Consider the following 17,796-nt stretch of genomic DNA (forward strand, 5'->3'; position numbering starts at 1 on the left):
CACGTTGAGGAGGAAGGGCATGCGGTATGCGTTCGAGTTGGGAATGCGTGGCCTGTTGCGACATCCACGCACAATGGGGCTGGCGGTCGCGACCCTGGCGATGGGACTGGCGGCCACGATGACGATGCTGACCTTGCTGTCGATGCTCTCGGCCGACCCCTTGCCGGGTCTGAGCCAGCACCTGTACCTGGGTTGGGTCGATTCGCGCCAGGCACCGGCTGCGGGCGCACGGGCGGCCGACGATGTCGGCGCCCCGCCGCGGCTGTTGAAGCTGGCCGACGTCCAGGCCATCGCCGATGCCCAACCCGACATCCGGCAGACCGCACTGGTGCCGACCTCGCTGACCCTGGAAGGCGAGGACGCACGACGCGAATCGGTGCGTGCATTGCTCGCGACCGGCCCCCTGCCCTCGATGTTCGGAGTGCCGCTGCTGCATGGCCGCAGTTGGACCGAACAGGAAGCGCGCGATCGCGCCCCGGTCGCGATCATCGACGCACGCACCAGCCTGCGGCTGTTCGGTCGCGCCGATGGCACCGGCCAACTGCTCCGCGTCGGCCAGGGGCAGGTTCGGGTCGTGGGCATCAGTGCCGAGTGGAATCCGCAACCGGGGTTCTATGCGCTGCAGGAATCGGATTCGGGCTGGGGCGAGGCGCTGGCGATCCGCGCGTTCCTGCCGCTGGACAGCGCGCTCGCAATCGGCGTGACCCCGATCAGCGCGCAGGACTGCGATCGCGGTGGGGCTGGGGGCTTCCGCTTCAACGAGCTCGATCTCGGCGCCTGCCGCTTTCTGCAACTCTGGGCCGAGTTGCCGACACCGCAGGCGGTCGATGGTTTCCGCGCCGCGCTCGAGCGGTATGCCCGGCAACGCCACGACACCGGCGCGTTCGAGCGCCCACCGCAGGCGCAGCTGTACAGCGTGCGGGCGTGGCTGACGGCCAACCGCGTGGTGCCCGACAGCGTGCGATTGAACCTCTGGCTGTCGCTCGGCCTGCTCAGCCTGTGCATGGTCAACGTCGCGGGATTGCTGGCTGCACGTTTCCTGCGCCGCGGCGGTGAATTGGGCGTGCGCCGGGTGCTGGGCGCGAGCCGCCGGACGGTCGTGGTCCAGTGTCTGGTCGAAGCCGGGGCGGCGGGCCTGGCCGGTGGCCTGCTGGCCCTGCCGCTGACCCTGTTCGGGCTGTGGGTCGTGCGCCTGCAGGACCGTGGCTATACCGAACAGGCCGTGCTGCACCCGGGGCTGTACGCCGGACTGCTCAGCCTCGCCGTCGCGGTCGGCCTGCTGGTCGGGCTGCTGCCCGCCTGGCGCGCGGCGCGGATCGAACCCGCGCTGCAGGTCAAGAGCCTTTGATGGAGCCTTCGATGATCCGATTGACCACCCTCCCGCCCCTGCGGCCGATTCTCTCTGTGTTGCAGCGGCAGCGGCTGATGCCAGTGCTGGTCATCGCGCAGATCGCGCTGGCCTGCGCGATCCTGACCAATGCGCTGTTCCTGCTGCAGCGCCAGGTGGGCCCGATGCTGATTCCCGACGGCATCGTGCGCGGGCAGTTGCTGCTGGTCGACCAGCTGGTCCAGGCACAGGGGCGCTGGACCACTGCGGAGGTGCAGTCGGTGAAACAGGCGCTGCAGACGATTCCGGGCGTGCGTGCGGTGGCGCCGACCCTCGGCATCCCGATGCGCCAGACGATGACCTTCACTCTCACGCTCGACAGCCCGGCCGAGGTCAGCGTCACTGCGACCGGGTTCGCCGGTGAGGGGCTGGTGCCGGCGCTCGGGTTGGAGCTGGTGCGTGGCCGCGACTTCGAGGATGGCGACTACGCCCGCGATGGCAGCCTGTTCGGCGACGACGCGCGCCGCGGCATCGTGCCGGCGATCCTGACCGAGGCGCTGGCACGCACGCTGTTCCCCGACGGCGACGCGATCGGCGGCGTGCTCAGCGATGCCGGCGAACCGCGCTATGTCGTTGTCGGCACCGTCCGCCGCCTGCTGCGCTACCAGCTCTCCGAGCTCGACGATGGCCAGGCCGAGTACTCGATGCTGATTCCCAACCGGGTCTTCGAGGACCTGCCGATTCTGGCGTTTGCGGTCCGCACCGAACCGGACGCGCGCGAGGCGGTGCGGGCCGAAATCCAGGCGGTCTTCGCGCGCCAGGACGGCCCGCAGCTGATGACCGGCATCGCACCGATCATCGTCGACTACGAGTCCCAGCGCTCGGATGCGTTCAAGACCCGGCGCGCGGCAGTGTGGCTGCTGGGCACCGTCTGCCTGGTCGTCACGCTGATCACGCTGATCGGCATCGCCAGCCTGACCGGCTACTGGATCGAGCAACGGATCCGCCAGATCGGCATTCGCCGCGCGCTCGGCGCAACCCGCGGCGATGTGCTGCGACAGTTCCTGGCCGAGAACGCACTCATCGTCGCGGCCGGCCTGGTCCCGGGCATGCTCGCCGCGTACGCGATCAACCAATGGCTGATGCAGCACTATGCGATGGCGCGTCTGCCGCTGGCCTACCTGCCAATCAGCGCGGCGCTGCTGTGGCTGCTGGGCCAGCTCGCCGTCCTCGGCCCGGCGCGGCGCGCGGCGGCGGTGCCGCCGGCAGTCGCCACGCGCAGTGCGTGAAGCAGTCGACACCGAACCGACCTCCACCACGCCGGGCGGTGCCAGAATGGCTCCCCGGACGCATCCCTTGCGAACAGGCTCCAGCGCTCCCCCATGCCCACCGTCCTGATCATCGACGACAACCCCGCGGTCGCCACCGCGCTCGACGTGCTGTTCTCGCTGCACGACATCGACACGGTGTATGCCGACTCGCCCGAGGCCGGCCTTTCCGCACTCGAACGCGAACCGGTCGACCTGGTGATCCAGGACATGAACTTCCGCGCCGACACCACGTCCGGAGACGAGGGCGCAGCGCTGTTCGAGGCGATCCACGCGCGCCATCCCGAGTTGCCGGTGGTGCTGCTGACCGCGTGGACGCATCTCGAGTCGGCGGTCGGGCTCGTGAAGGCCGGCGCGGCAGACTACCTGGCCAAGCCCTGGGACGACCACAAGCTGATGGCGACGGTCGCCAATCTGCTGGAGCTGTCGGCCAGCCGGCGCGAACTCGAGCGCCGACGCAGCCGCGAGCAGCGTGACCGCCACGCGCTCGAAGATGCCTACGACCTGCGCGGCACGGTCTTCGACGACGCCGCGAGCGAACGCGTGCTCAACCTGGCGGTACAGGTCGCGCGCTCCGAGCTGCCGGTGCTGGTCACCGGGCCCAATGGCGCGGGCAAGGAGAAGATCGCCGAGATCATCCACGCCAACTCCGCGGTCCGCGACGGTCCGTTCGTCGCGCTCAACTGCGGCGCGCTGCCGGCCGACCTGATCGAGGCCGAGTTGTTCGGCGCCGATGCCGGTGCCTACACCGGCGCCAACCGGGCGCGCGAGGGCAAGTTCGAGGCTGCCGATGGCGGCACGCTGTTCCTCGACGAGATCGGCAACCTGCCGTTAGCCGGGCAGATGAAGCTGCTGCGCGTGCTCGAGACCGGACGCTTCGAGCGGCTGGGCTCCAACCGCGAACGCCAGGTGCGCGTGCGCGTGGTCAGCGCGACCAATGCCGATCTGCCTGCCGCGATCGCCGACGGCCGCTTCCGCGAGGACCTCTACTACCGGCTCAACGCGATCGAACTCAAGGTGCCGGCACTGGCCGATCGCCCGGACGACATCCTGCCGCTGGCCCGGCACTTCTTGCCGGCCGGCCGGTCGCTGTCGCGTACCGCCGAGCGCGCCCTGCTCGCACACCGCTGGCCGGGCAACGTGCGCGAGTTGCGCAATGCGGTCCAGCGCGCCGCGCTGCTGTCGCAGGAGGCGGCGATCGCCGCCGACGCGCTGGGCCTGCCGCCAGCCGCGATGCCGGCGCAAGCTGCGCCGGAGCCCGACCGCATGGCGATCGAGGCCGCGCTGGCGCGTGCCGGCGGGGTGCTGGCCCAGGCCGCCACCGACCTCGGGCTCTCGCGCCAGGCGCTGTACCGGCGCATGGACCGTCTGGGTCTGCGGCGCGACTGATGCCCGCGCGCCAGCTGCCGCTGACGATCCGTCTGGGCGCCCTGGCGTCGCTGTTCGCGATCGCCGTCGCGCTGCTGGCCGCCTGGCTCACGCGCTGGCTGCCCGCCTGGTCGGCGGTGCTCGCAGCCGCCGCGCTGTGCCTGCCCGGCCTGCTGTGGGCGGCGCAGCGGATGCTCGGCCCGGTCCGTGCGCTGTTCCGCGCGCTGGCCGGCGCGGTCACGTCCTATCGCGATGGCGACTACGGCTTCGGCATCCGTTGGGACGGCGGCGGCGAACTCGGCGAACTGGTGGCCGCGCACAACCGGCTCGGCGATGTGCTGCGCGAGCAACGACATGCGCTGGTGCAACGCGAACTGCTGCTCGACACGATGGTGCAGAACACGCCGGTGGCGATGGTGCTGTTCGATCCGCAGCAGCGCGTGGTGCTCGGCAATGTCGCCGCACGCCAGTTGCTCGGCGACGGGCGCCGTCTGGAAGGCCAGGGCTTCGAGACGCTGGCAGCGCAAGCGCCCCCGGCGCTGCGCGAGGCATTGCGACGCGGCGGCGACGGCCTGTTGAGCGTCGGCGAGGAAGATCAGGAGGACATCTACCACCTGTCGCGTCGCTCGTTCCGACTCAACGGCCGGCGCCACGACCTGGTGCTGCTGCGCAGGCTGACCACGGAGTTGCGCCGGCAGGAAGTGCAGACCTGGAAGAAGGTGATCCGCGTCATCAGCCATGAGCTCAACAACTCGCTGGCGCCGATCGCCTCGCTCGCGCACTCGGGCGCCGAATTGCTGCGGCGCGGCCAGCTCGAGCGCCTGCCCGACGCCCTGGCGACCATCGAGGAGCGCGCGCGCCACCTCGAAGGATTCATCCGCGACTACGCGCGTTTTGCGAAATTGCCGACACCGCGGACCGAAGCCGTCCCCTGGCACACATTCCTCGCGCGCCTGCGCGACCAGGTGCCGTTCACCCTCGACGGCGACGACGGCGGCCAGGTCCGCATCGACGTCGCGCAGATGGCGCAATGCCTGATCAACCTGCTGCGCAACGCGCACGAATCCGGCTCGCCGGCCGACCAGGTGCGGCTGCGGCTGCGACGGCTGCCCGACAGCTGGCGCATCGATGTCCTCGATCGCGGCGACGGCATGAACGAGGCGGTGCTCGCCAATGCGCTGCTGCCGTTCTACTCGACCAAGCGCAACGGCACCGGCCTTGGGCTGGCGCTGGCACGCGAGATCGCCGAAGCCCACGGCGGACGGATCGCCCTGCAGAACCGCGACGGCGGCGGGCTGCGGGTGAGCCTGCAACTGCCGGCCTGACGCAAGCAGCCAGGCGTCCGGGCAATGGGCCCGGCAGGACAATCGAGCGCTGGGCGCGGTACCCGAGGCGGCGCAGACAGGTGGCTGCGCATGACCCGTACGTTCGCTCGGCGCGGGCCGCTTCGACCCTGAAGAAAGAACGAAGGCCGGCGCGTGCAACCACGCGCCGGCCTGCAAGGGCGACCGGCGCGTCGTGCGCCGGTCGCTATCGGCTCAGTAGCTGCCGACGAAGTTGATGTAGACGCCGCGGTGGTCGTAGTCGAAGTCGGTGAGGTCGTCGCTGAAGTCGGTGAAGTTGTAACCCACACCGATGCGGAAGTTGCGACCGATATCGCGGTCCACACCGACCATCCAGCCCTGACGCGTGCCGCCATCGTCGACGTCGAGCCAGCGGTACTCGGCCAGTGCGTGCCAACGTTGCAGCAGCTCGTAGCGCACCTGGGTGGCCGCGAACGTCGTGGCCGAGTCGAACCACGCGCCGGTGCCGCGACCGTACCGTGCCTCGCCCTCGCGCCGCGCCAGCTTGCCGGCCACTTCCCAGTGGTCGTCGAGACGGTAGACGCCTTCGAGCGACAGCACCTGCGACTTCTGGTCGACCTGCGCACCGCCGATCTGACCCAGCGTCGCCAGGTCGTACAGGTAGGTGTAGCGGCCGAACAGACCCCAGCGCGAGCTGTCCCAGGGGCGGTAGGCGAAGCCGAGATTGCTCTCGATGAACTTCGCGCTCGCCGCCGGGTTCAGGTCGTCCTGGGTATCGGCGTAGTTGAAGCGGGCGGCCACGCGCCAGCTTTCGTTGAGGCGATGCTGCACACGGTTGGTCGTGACCCACTGGGTCCGCCGCTCCACACCGCTGTCCTCGCGCCACTCGATCTTGCTCTGCCAGTCCGTCCTCGACGAGGTCCGCCCGCCCGACACGCTGATCGCGCGCCGGTCGATCTGACCGCCATCACGGTTGGTCAGATCGCCGTCCGACAACGTCAGGCCGAGGTTCCAGCCGATCGCCGGGTAGAAATCCATGCCGTAGGTATGCGCCAGGCCGGACTCATAGCGGGACTTGAGGAACTGGCTTTCGTTGAACAGGTTGACCTGGTTCGACAGCCGCCAGCGCTGGCCCAGCGTCCAGCCGTTCTGCTGCGAACGGTTGAACAACGGGTCGTACTCGGTGGTATCGGTCGAGTAGGTATACGCGCCGTAGAAGCTGTGTTGCGGGGTCAGACGGTACTCGCCGTTGATCTGCGCCGCGTCGCCGCGATCGCCGGTCGTGACTTCGGCGCCCACGCTCGACAGGTTGGCGAAGTTGTAGCGGCCACCCAGGGTGTAGGCATCGTTGTCGGCGTAGCCGCCGTCGTCGTCTAGCGTCAGCTGCGCGGTGCCGTAGACATCCAGCGCGGTGCCGAAACGGTGCGTGTAGCGCAGCGCACCGAGCACACCGGTCGCATCGCCGCCAAGGCGGCCTTCTTCGACGCGGCGGATCTCGGCGGCAAGCGCGTTGACGTCCGACAAGCGCCACTCGGTGACCGCCTGGGCCTGGGTCAGGGTCTCGGCGCCGCGCTCGGCACGGCTGTAGCGCGCGTAAAAGCCGACGTCGCGACCGAACTCGCCCAGCACCTCGGCGCCGTACTCTTCGACATCGGCCCCGATGTCGAAGCGCGCAACCGAGAAGCCGGCATCCACGCGACGCCACCACGCACCGGTGCTCCAGTCGCTGTTGGTCCAACCGAGCTCGCGGAAGTTCGCACGGGCTTCGACCGCGGTGGCGTCACCCTCTCTCGGACCTGTCGGGTTGAGTTGGATGAACGAGTCACCGCCGTTGTTGGAGAAGAACACCGGGGCGCTGGTCGCCTCGGTGCGGCTGTGCTCGATCTTGAGGTAGGTGCCCTTGCCGGCCTGCAGCGTCAGGTCGGCCGACATCAGCGTGTAGTCTTCGCCCGCCCGGCTTTCATCGACCCAGGTCGCACCGACGCCGACGTGATTGCCGAACCAGTGCTTGCCGCGCAGGCCGGCGGTGAGCTCGTCGGGGTCGAAGCCGCTGGGCACCCACTCGTAGTCGACGAGCATGCGTACATCGAACCCGTCGAGTGGCTGGTCGCGGATGATCGTGGGCAGATTTTCGCGGCTGACCTGCGAGAGCGGACGGGTCAGCATGATGCGGCCCTGCAACTCGTTGATCTCGTAGTCGGCGCCGCGCAGCAGCACGGTCCGTGCCTCGACACGGCCGGTGGTCGGATCGCGGACCTCGACCACGACCTGCTCCGAGCCCGGCAGCACGTCGGTGTGGCGCAGGTAGTACAGGCTGCCGCCGGTGCCGGAGAACTCGCTGTGACCCGGCGCGGTCTGCGCCTCGGACACGAACGCACGCAGCTCGGTCCCCGGATCGCCCCAGGCATTAGCCATGCGCGAGCGCCAGGCCAGCGCGGCGCCGTAGAGCGCACGCTGGTACTGCCCGTACTCGGTGCCGGTGAAGCCGGTCGAGAAATTGCCCCACAGTGCCTGGTTCTTGTCCCAGTCCATGCGCACGTAGAACCGGCCCATGGTGTCGACGTCGCGATAGGTCGTCGAGTCGTCGCCGTAGGTCGGGTAGTACAGATCGGGATCGACGCGCCGGAAGACGTCCTGCGGGTCGGCCGAGGTGAAGCCGTCGAACAGATCGCTCAGCGGCCGGTTCTGGGTGTCGGCCTGGGCGGTGATCAGATACTTGCCGCCGATCTTCCCCTTGCCGTAGAACGCCAGGCGCCCGTCGCTGAGGATGTCGTCCTCGCGGCCGGCCATCGCCATTTCACGACCGGGGCCGCTGGCCTTGTTCTGGTAGACGGTGACGTCGGCGATGCCAACGCCGAAGAAGTAGCGTCCGCTGACGTCGACGTCGAGCGCATGCTCCGACACTTCGCCATCGCGGCCGCGCAGCCCGATGTCGAAGCGGTGCTGGCCGACCGGCATCAGATACTCGGCGACGAACTTGCGTTCCAGATCGACTGGGTAGTTCTCGCCGTTGATCAGCAGCGTCTGTCCTTCGGGCAGATTGCGGCCGGTGATGCGCACGCGCGAGCCGTAGACCGGGATGTTCTGCTGGCGCAGGCCGTTGCCCGAAAACACGTTGTCGACCAGCGCCTGCGCGGCCGCCTGATCGGCGCCCAGCGACATGCCCAGACCGCGCTCGGTGCTCTGGCGCAGGATCTGCGCGCCGCGTTCGGCTTCGGCCGGCGTCACCAGTTGCAGGCGCTGGACGAAGGTCTCGTCGAAGTTGCCGGTCGCGTCATAGGCGCGCAGCACGTACACCAGCTCGTCGCCAGTCCGGTACTGGCGGCCTGCGGGCAGCGTGCCGTCCCACTCGGCGTCGGCGACCGCCGAACGCGGCAGTTCGAACTGCGCGATCGGCTCGATCAGATCGGCATCGGCGGCGCGGTAAAGCGTCAGCTCCAGCCGCTCGACGAAGTCGATGTAGTTGCTGCGCGCGAAGAAGCGCACCGGCTTGACGATGCGGCCATCCTCGAACGGCACCATCGTCGGTGCCGACACCGACAGCTCCGGCTGGCCGAGATTGGGGTCCTCGGTCGCCCAGATGGCACCGCCACCGGGCAACTGCATCGAGAACTGGCCCACCGCGGTCGCGCGACCGGGCTGTTCCAGCGCGACGCTGACGCGTCGATCGGGCTGCAGCGCCTGAGACGAGGACGCCTCGCTGGTGCCGTGGGTGACCGGCTGGTCGTAGCTGCGCGTGCGCAGCCGGAACAGCAGGTCGCCGTCGCTGCGGCAGCCGTCGGCGTCGCAGTCCATGGTCGCGGCGCCCGCGGCGCCGTCCTCGGCGGTCGGCGCCGCGGGGGCGCTCTGCGCCGCCGCGGTCGTCGATGCCATGCCGGCCAGCGCGGCCAGCAGCGCTGCGTCTAGCAGCTTCCTCTTCATGATCCGGTCCCCTTTCACTTCCGCGCCTCCCCGACAGGAGCGGCCGGATCCCTGCTTGCTTCCACCCGGGTCTTGGCCCGGACCTGCGGGCTCAGACGTCCCGAGAGCGCATCGAACACCGACTGCGCGCGGCGCAGGCCCAGGTCGACGTTGTAGGCGTGCGAACCGCGCACGTCGGTATGGCCCACGATGCCGACCGTCCCGCCACCCAGCGCTTCGAGGCGTTGGGCGACTGCGTCGAGCAGCGCTTCGAACTCCGGTCGGATGGCCGACTTGTCGGTGTCGAACAACACGGTGCCCAGCAACACACCGCCGTTACCGACGCCGGCCACCATCGCGTGCGGGTCGTCGACCCGCGTTCGCAGTTCGACGGTCAGCGCGGCCGCCGCGTCCGGTGCGACCCGCGACTGCAGTGCGTCGCGGACCACCGCCGCCCGGGCGAAGGCGAGCGCTTCATGCTCGCCCTCACCGGTGACGATCACCCGGCCGCCGCGGTAGCGGTCGATCTGCCCGGCCATCGCCTCGATCGCCGGCAGATACGCCTCGCGCAGCTCGCTGCTGTCCCGGGCGAAGAACACTTCGCCCAGTTCCAGCTCCACCGCCTCGCGGCCTCCCTGCAGTTCGATCACCGGCAACTTGACGCCGAAGTCGAAGCGCACCGGCAGACCCGGCGTCACACGCCGCACCAGCGGATTGGCGGTCGTGAACTCGGTGCCCGGCGGCAGCGTGGACGGATCCACCTTCAGGATGAAGTTGCGTCCGTGCATCGCGTTGCCGCCCGACACGTCCACCAGGTGATAGCGGCCGTACTGGTCGGTCTCGATCAGCAGACCTTCCACCGATGCAATCCGCACGCCCGGGATGCCGCGCTCATCGATCCCGCTGTTGGCGATCACGTACTCGACCACCAGGCCATCGGCCTCTTGCATCACACGTCGCGTGACGGTCGGCTCGGCCGCGGACAGGCCCTTGGCCGCCTCGCCCTCGCGTTCCACCTGCGTGCTGCCGTCGGCTGCCATGCGCACCGTCACGCCCTGGGCGCTGGTGAGCATGAAGTCCCCGGCGAACGTCGCCGAGCGCAGACGCTGACGAATGACCACCTGGTGCGCCTCGATCGGATCACCGACCGACTGCCGGCCCGTGATCGTGCCCAGCGCCATCCCGTGCAGCAGCGGCGCGCTGGCGTCGGCGACCGGCTGCGGCCCGTCGCCGCGGTCGATCGTGGTCGAGCCGGCAACATAGACCTCCGGCGCGAACCCGCCCTGCACCCGCACATTGGTCAGCACCGCACTCGCCTGCCAGCCATCGCCATTGCGATCGTCGAACACCGTGCCGAACACCAGGCTGTCGTCGAGCAGCGGATCGAACGCGGTCCCGACCTGGGCGGTGGCGATGTTCGACAGCGGCACGCCGCTCTCGCTCTGCGCCACGGCCTGGTTGATGTGGGACCCGGCACGGATGCCTGCGCCCACACGCAGCAGGTAGCTGATGCTCATGGTGTCGCCCGGCGCGAGGTCGAGGCTGGAGATGCGGATCGGGTTGTGGCCCGACACCGCCAGCGCCCGGCCGTCGCCACTCGACAGCGAACCGTCGACGTAGCTGAAGCCCTGCGGCGGCGTATCGAGGACATGCGCCCCGGTCACCATCGCGTTGCTCACGTTCTCCACCGTCAGCGTGTAGCGCACCAGATCGCCGACCTTGACCTCGCGCACGGCCACCGACTTGGTGACGCGCAGCGGGGCCTCGCCCTGGACCTTCACCGTCACCGTCGCGGTGTCGCACACCGGCGCCGGATAGGAGGTGTCGCAGACGCGGTAGACGAAGCTGTCCTCACCGTTGTAGCCAAACGCCGGCGTGTAGCTGCAGGTGCCGTTGGCGCAGCTCACCTGGCCGTGCTGCGACGGGGTCAGGATGGTCACCGAGCCCGGATCGAGCGGCGCCCCCGTGCTGGTGTCGTTGTCGACCACCACCACCGGCGTCGGCACGCCCGGCTCCGCGGTCCCGGCATCGTCATCGATCGCCTCGACGATGTTCGGACGCACCATGACCGTCACCGTCGCCGTCGCACAGTTCTCCGGGTTGGTGATCTCGCAGATCCGGTACTCGAAGCTGTCGTCGCCCGAGAAACCGGGGTTGGGCGTGTAGACCACCGTCCCGTCGGGCTGGATCACGATGCTGCCGTTCGCAGGCGGCGTGAGCTCCACGACCGTGACGTCGTCGGCATCGACCGGCACACCGTTGAGGGTGTCGTTGTCGAGCACCGGGATCGTGACCGGCGTGTTCTGGTCGGTCGTCGTGCTGTCGTCGGCCGCCGTGATCTCCGGCGCCTCGATCACCACCGTGACGCTGGCGGTATCGCAGTTCTCGGGATTGAGCACCTCACAGATCGTGTACTCGAAGGTGTAGCTGCCTGCCGGGCTGCCCGGCGCAACACCGACCACACCCGTCGACGGATCCACCACGATGCCCGTGGGCAGCGTGCCGACCGTGATCGTCACCGTGTCGATGGTCGCCGGCACGCCGTTGAGCGTGTCGTTGTCCAGCAGGTTGCCGACCGACGGATCACCCGTGGCGCCGTTGACCGGGCCATAGCTGTCGTCGTTGGCCACGATCTCGGCCGCCTCGACCACCACGGTCACCGTCGCGGTGTCGCAGTTGGACGGATTGAGCACTTCGCAGATCGTGTAGTCGAACGTGTAGCTGCCTGCTGGGGTGCCCGGCGCGACGCCAACCACACCCGTCGACGGATCCACCACGATGCCCGTGGGCAACGTGCCGACCGTGATCGTCACCGTGTCGATGGTCGCCGGCACGCCGTTGAGCGTGTCGTTGTCCAGCACGTTGCCGACCGACGGATCGCCGGTGGCGCCGTTGACCGGGCCATAGCTGTCGTCGTTGGCCACGATCTCGGCCGCCTCGACTTCCACCGTCACCGTCGCGGTGTCGCAGTTGTCGGGGTTGAGGACCTCACAGATCGTGTATTCGAAGGTGTAGGTGCCCGCCGGGGTGCCCGGCGCGACGCCGACCACACCCGTCGACGGATCCACCACGATGCCCGTGGGCAACGTGCCGACCGTGATCGTCACCGTGTCCGGGGTCGCCGGCACGCCATTGAGCGTGTCGTTGTCCAGGATGTTGCCGACCGACGGGTTGCCGGTGGCGCCGTTGACCGGGCCGTAGTTGTCGTCGTTGGCCACGATCTCGGCCGCCTCGACTTCCACCGTCACCGTCGCGGTGTCGCAGTTGGACGGATTGAGCACTTCGCAGATCGTGTATTCGAAGGTGTGGCTGCCCGCCGGCGTGCCCGGCGCGACGCCGACCACACCCGTCGACGGATCCACCACGACGCCCACACGCAGCTCGCCGACCGTGATCGTCACCGTGTCGATGGTCGCCGGCACGCCGTTGAGCGTGTCGTTGTCCAGCAGGTTGCCGACCGACGGATCACCCGTGGCGCCGTTGACCGGGCCATAGCTGTCGTCGTTGGCCACGATCTCGGCCGCCTCGACTTCCACCGTCACCGTCGCGGTGTCGCAGTTGTCGGGGTTGAGGACCTCACAGATCGTGTATTCGAAGGTGTAGCTGCCCGCCGGCGTGCCCGGCGTGACACCGACCACACCCGTCGACGGATCCACCACGATGCCCGTGGGCAGCGTGCCGAGCGTGATCGTCACCGTGTCCGGCGTTGCCGGCACGCCATTGAGCGTGTCGTTGTCCAGGATGGTGCCGACCGACGGGTTGCCGGTGGCGCCGTTGACCGGGCCATAGCGGTCGTCGTTGGCCACGATCTCGTACGGCGTCACGTCGATGGTGACCGACGGCTGACAGGCGGCGGAGGTATCGCCGGCCGGGCAAACCGACGGCTCATCGGTGGTAATGACGGCGGTGTTGACCACTTGGCCGGCATTCACGTCGGCCTGGGTCACCACGTAGGTGCCCGTCAGCACGCAGCTCGCACCGGGGGCCAGGCTGGCGCAGACCAGGCTCGACGGCGTGATGCGGTCGTCCCGCACCTCCACATTGCCCAGGCTCACCGTGCCGGTATTGGTCGCGGTGATGGTGTAGGTCAGCGTGTCGCCGAGGGTGACGGTGCCGCTGCCATCCTCGTCGGCGTTGCCGGCCAGCGCCTTGTTGGTCGCCATGCCGGGGTTGCGCTCGATGGTGACGTCTTCCTCGTCCGGCGGGCTCGTCGTCGTGCCGCCGCCCGGCGTCGTGCCGGTCGCGGTCGCGGTGTTGAGCACTTTGCCGGCATCGACTTCCGCCTGCGTGATCGTGTGCGTGCCGGTGCAGGTCGTGCTCGCACCCGGTGCCAGCGTCGTCACCGGGCACACGGCCGCAGCGTCAAGCTTGTCATCGTCGATCGCGATGTTGGCAATCGTCACGTTGCCGGTGTTGGTCACCAGGAACGAATACGCAATGGTGCTGCCGGCGGTGTTGCCGCTCGGCGTGCTCGCGGTCTTGACCACCGTCAGCGACGGCGTGGTCTCGAGCGTCACATCCTCTTCGTCCGGCGGGCTCGTCGTCGGGCCGCCGCCCGGCGTCGTGCCGGTCGCGGTCGCGGTGTTGAGCACTTTGCCGGCATCGACTTCCGCCTGCGTGATCGTATGCGTGCCGGTGCAGGTCGTGCTCGCACCCGGCGCCAGCGTCGTCACCGGACACACGGCCGCGGCGTCGAGCTTGTCGTCGTCGATCGCGATATTGCCGATCGTCACGTTGCCGGTGTTGGTCACCAGGAACGAATACGCAATGGTGCTGCCGGCGGTGTTGCCGCTCGGCGTGCTCGCGGTCTTGACCACCGTCAGCGACGGCGTGGTCTCGAGCGTCACATCCTCTTCGTCCGGCGGGCTCGTCGTCGTGCCGCCGCCCGGCGTCGTGCCGGTCGCGGTCGCGGTGTTGAGCACTTCGCCGGCATCGACTTCCGCCTGCGTGATCGTGTGCGTGCCGGTGCAGGTCGTGCTCGCACCCGGGGCCAGCGTCGTCACCGGGCACACGGCCGCAGCGTCGAGCTTGTCATCGTCGATCGCGATGTTGGCAATCGTCACGTTGCCGGTGTTGGTCACCAGGAACGAATACGCAATGGTGCTGCCCGCGGTGTTGCCGCTCGGCGTGCTCGCGGTCTTGACGACCGTCAGCGACGGGTCCGGCGTCTCGGTGGGAATCTCGATCGACGGCTGACAGACGGCGTCGGTCGAACCGGCCGGACAGACCGCAGGCGTGTCGGGCGTGGTGACCGTCGCGGTATTGCGGATCGTGCCTGCGTCCGCATCGGCCTGGGTCACCGTGTAGGTGCCCACCAGGGTGCAGGTATTGCCCACCGTCAGCGGTGCACAGGTGATGTTGTCGGGCGTGATGCGCGCGTCGGCCACCGTCACCGTGGGCAGCGTGACGTTGCCACTGTTGGTGACCGTCACGGTGTAGGTCAGCACATCGCCAACGGCCACCGGGCCGGCCGGCGCCGCACCATTGACCGCCGTCAGTGCCTTGGACGAAGTGACCGCCGGCTCGACCGCGATCAGCGTGGTTTCGTCGCAGTCGTTGCCGGTCGCCGCACAGTCGATGCCATTGACCGTGACCGCGTTGACGATCTGGTTGACCGTGGCGGGGGTGCCGACATCAATCTGGACCACGAACGAGAACACGGTGCTCTGACCGGCCAGCACATTGCGCGACTGGGTGTTGACGCAGTTGGCGCCGGTGCAGGTGAAGTCGTCCGCCGTCGCGCCATGCAGGGTGTTGGCCGGCACGGTTTCGACGACGTCGCCCGCGAACACGGTCGCGGCCTGGGTGCCGCCGACGTGGCGGACCTCGATCGCATAGCCCAGCAGGTCGCCCGGTGCGGCCGATTCGCCCGCAGCCACGGGCTGGCCGTCGCGGGTGATCGAGGCCAGCGTCTTGGTGACCTGCAACTGCGCCGGGGCGATGGTCGGGAAGCTGCACGACGCGAGGTCGCGGCCCGCCCCGCTGGCCGATGCGCCGACTTGCGACATCGTGCCGTTGGTCAAATCCATCGCGTAATACGCGCCGGTGGTGTTGACGACCACGTAGAGCAAGCCGTCTGCACCGAACGCCGCGCCTGCGTAGTTCACCCCCGACGGTGCGCCGGTGAAGGTCTGCTGGCGGGTCGCGGTGCCCTTGTCGACATCGACGCGATACAGGTCGTTGCCAGCCACCAGCCAGCCCACGCCCTGGTCATCGAACGCGATGTCGCCCGAACCGAAGTCGCTCGGCGCCACGTCGTAGGTCAGCGTACTCTGCCCAGCGAGCCGATAGCCGTAGTCGCCGTCGCGCTCGATACGGTACATCTGCGCCGTCGCCCCAGCGCCTGCGCGGGTCGCGGCCGTGATCAGATAGCCCACGCCGGTCTGGGTCATGCCCGCACGCGGCAGATTGGCGTTGATCGTCGCGCCGGTGCGGTACCAGCCGGGGCTGGTCGGATGCGTCGGGTCGTAGGCCCAGACGACGCCGCCCGACCCCTGGTGGAACAGCAGACGGGTCCGTCCGGTCGGATCGACCATCAGCCCGTTGAGGTCACCGGTGACCGCGAAGTCCAGCCCGGCGACACGGGTGTCGGCTGCCGATCCCGGCGTGTACTGGTAGATGCCGACGCCGTTGACGATGTTGAAGAAGCCGCCATCGACCGGGCAGAACCCGATCTCCTCGGCCGCCGGGACGACCGGACCGATCACATTGGCGTCCGCCTCGCCCTCGACATCCTGCGGCAAGGGCACGGTCTGGGCGTTGTGACGCACCGAGACGACGTTGCGGATGGGCTCGCCGGTCGGCGCCGCGGCATCGACGCGCACGCGGAACGACATCTGTGCCGACTGGGTCGGCAAAACCATGCCACCAACCGAGCCGGTGGCACCGCTGCCGATCCGGAACACCACGCGGTTGTTGGCGGTGTCGAACTCGGCAATGTCGTCGCCCACCGCATCGGACATGCTGCCGGTCGCTGCGTCGGCCGCGTTGGTGAGCACCCGCAACGAACCCGGCACATAGGTGGTGTTGGACGGGATCGGATCGGTGACGACCACATTGGTGGCGCCGTCCTGGCCGTTGTTGGTGAACGAGACGATGTACTCGACCTCTTCGCCCTGGCGGACTTCGCTGCTCGGCCCGAGCACCTCGCCCGAGGGCACGCGGCGCGCCTGCTTGGTCAGCGACGTAACGAGGTCGGGGAAGAAGATGTCGGTCGCGAAGACCAGCGCATGCGGGAAGTACGCATCCTGGCTGCTGGTGAACTCCAGCGTCGCGCCGGTGGCACCGTTGCGCAGACGCGGGCGGCCGGAATTGGCAGCCGTGTTGGAGATGTCGACCAGCTTCAGATCAACTGCGAACTGGTTGACGTAGTCGGGATTCTTGGCAGTGAAACGCTCGCCCAGACGGCTGATGCCGCTGTTCCAGAAATTGTTGGCGGGACTCTGCGCATCGCTGAGCGCGCCGGGGTTGAGCACGTCCGCGCCGCTGAGCCGGAACTGGTCGCCGGTGATGCCGCCGTCGCCTTCCCACACGAGCGCGCCCATGTAGGCGGTGAACTCGCCGTTTTGCGGCGTCAACAAACCAGTGACCGTGACCGACTGCGGGTTGGTGCCATTGACGTAGCCGGCATCGCCGTCGAACACCATCAGCCGCCGATAGGGCTTGCTGTCGTGCTCGTAGAGCACGATCAATGCCCAACCGCCATAGTTGCCCAGACCGCCGCCGTTGTTGTTGCCGCTCACGTCGGAGGTCAGTCCGCCGGCGGCGTAAGTGCCCGCGCCCGCGGCCGCGACCAGCGCGGTGACATCGCGATAGGCCGAATAGGGGCGGCTGCCCGCGTCGCCTTGGCTGGGGAAGGTGTTGAGATCGCTGGCACTGATCGCCTGGTAGCTGCCGCTCGGAGTCCGGAACTGCAGCGTGCCGCGGGCCGCGTTGTTCTCGGTCGATCGGCCGCCCCAGTAGAGGCCGGCCGAAAGCACGCGCGCCCCGCTGGGCAGGCTCAGGGTCGCGGTCGATGAGTTCTGCGGCACACCGGCGGGCAACCGGTTGCCCTCGATGTTCACGAACCGCATCGCCATCGACGAGCCGTTGTTGAGGCCGGAGTTGGACTGGTCGCAGCTGGCGCAGGTCAACAGCGCATTGCCGATCATCTCGACGTCGCCGCGCGCGTTGAAGCTGTGCCGCTCATTGAGCTGCGCCTGTGCCACGCCGTGCGCGAGCAGCAGGACGCAGATGGCCATCAGCCATCGTGCCCGCCCCGTCACCACGCGGCGGAGTCCCGCCACGACCCGGTTGTTCGTCTGCCCATCTTGCTGGCTCATGCCCTGCCCCTTCGCTCTTCGTTCGGTCCGCGACCGCACCCCGCGGTCTCGTCGTTGGCAGGCGCGCGCTCATGCGCCGACATGCACGAACGGAAGGCGCAGGCCTTCCGCCGCGATGTCGGCGGCTGATCGCTCGGTTGATTGGCGCCGCACGCGGCGCGCCCCTGGACAACGGGCGGCATTAGACGGCAAGGCGCGCGGAGATACACGCACGCTTGCTCACCGTTTATTTCACGGAAAACTCACAT

Annotated in this window: 6 protein-coding genes; 4 read left to right on the forward strand and 2 right to left on the reverse strand. The window is 68.9% G+C overall.

The genetic code is table 11. The features are described 5' to 3' along the window. Positions 1–19 precede the first annotated feature (19 nt). The 4 genes from MNO14_RS13955 to MNO14_RS13970 all read left to right on the forward strand — a co-directional run bounded on the left by MNO14_RS13955 (position 20) and on the right by MNO14_RS13970 (position 5,348). Positions 20–1,348 carry an ABC transporter permease gene (locus MNO14_RS13955; RefSeq protein WP_241944298.1) on the forward strand — a complete coding sequence of 443 codons (1,329 nt, stop codon included), beginning with the start codon at positions 20–22 and terminating at the stop codon, positions 1,346–1,348. Between the two features lie 11 nt (positions 1,349–1,359). Further along, complete coding sequence (locus tag MNO14_RS13960; RefSeq protein ID WP_241944299.1) at positions 1,360–2,616, forward strand: FtsX-like permease family protein; 1,257 nt, start codon at positions 1,360–1,362, stop codon at positions 2,614–2,616. A 93-nt stretch (positions 2,617–2,709) separates the two neighbouring features. Then, positions 2,710–4,044, forward strand: coding sequence for a sigma-54 dependent transcriptional regulator (locus tag MNO14_RS13965; protein WP_241944300.1), 1,335 nt, complete (start codon positions 2,710–2,712; stop codon positions 4,042–4,044). Further along, positions 4,044–5,348: a HAMP domain-containing sensor histidine kinase gene (locus tag MNO14_RS13970; RefSeq protein WP_241944301.1), complete on the forward strand. Its 1,305-nt coding sequence runs from the start codon at positions 4,044–4,046 to the stop codon at positions 5,346–5,348. Before MNO14_RS13965 ends, MNO14_RS13970 begins: the two co-directional genes overlap by 1 nt. Before the next feature lie 213 nt (positions 5,349–5,561). Here MNO14_RS13970 and MNO14_RS13975 read toward each other — a convergent pair whose 3' ends face one another. Both MNO14_RS13975 and MNO14_RS13980 read right to left on the reverse strand, forming a co-directional pair. Then, positions 5,562–9,248, reverse strand: a complete 3,687-nt coding sequence (locus MNO14_RS13975; RefSeq protein WP_241944302.1) for a hypothetical protein — start codon at positions 9,246–9,248, stop codon at positions 5,562–5,564. Positions 9,249–9,262: 14 nt separating this feature from the next. Next, positions 9,263–17,467, reverse strand: coding sequence for an Ig-like domain-containing protein (locus MNO14_RS13980; RefSeq protein ID WP_241944303.1), 8,205 nt, complete (start codon positions 17,465–17,467; stop codon positions 9,263–9,265). Positions 17,468–17,796: the final 329 nt, after the last annotated feature.

This window comes from Luteimonas sp. S4-F44 (assembly GCF_022637415.1).
In the GTDB taxonomy this organism is placed as follows: Bacteria; Pseudomonadota; Gammaproteobacteria; order Xanthomonadales; family Xanthomonadaceae; genus Luteimonas.

Excerpts from the sequence above, each read along its gene's own strand:
- MNO14_RS13955 (WP_241944298.1), top strand. The coding sequence starts at position 20 with ATGCGGTATGCGTTCGAGTTGGGAATGCGTGGCCTGTTGCGACATCCA.
- MNO14_RS13960 (WP_241944299.1), top strand. The coding sequence starts at position 1,360 with ATGATCCGATTGACCACCCTCCCGCCCCTGCGGCCGATTCTCTCTGTG.
- MNO14_RS13965 (WP_241944300.1), top strand. The coding sequence starts at position 2,710 with ATGCCCACCGTCCTGATCATCGACGACAACCCCGCGGTCGCCACCGCG.
- MNO14_RS13970 (WP_241944301.1), top strand. The coding sequence starts at position 4,044 with ATGCCCGCGCGCCAGCTGCCGCTGACGATCCGTCTGGGCGCCCTGGCG.
- MNO14_RS13975 (WP_241944302.1), bottom strand. The coding sequence starts at position 9,248 with ATGAAGAGGAAGCTGCTAGACGCAGCGCTGCTGGCCGCGCTGGCCGGC.
- MNO14_RS13980 (WP_241944303.1), bottom strand. The coding sequence starts at position 17,467 with ATGGCCATCTGCGTCCTGCTGCTCGCGCACGGCGTGGCACAGGCGCAG.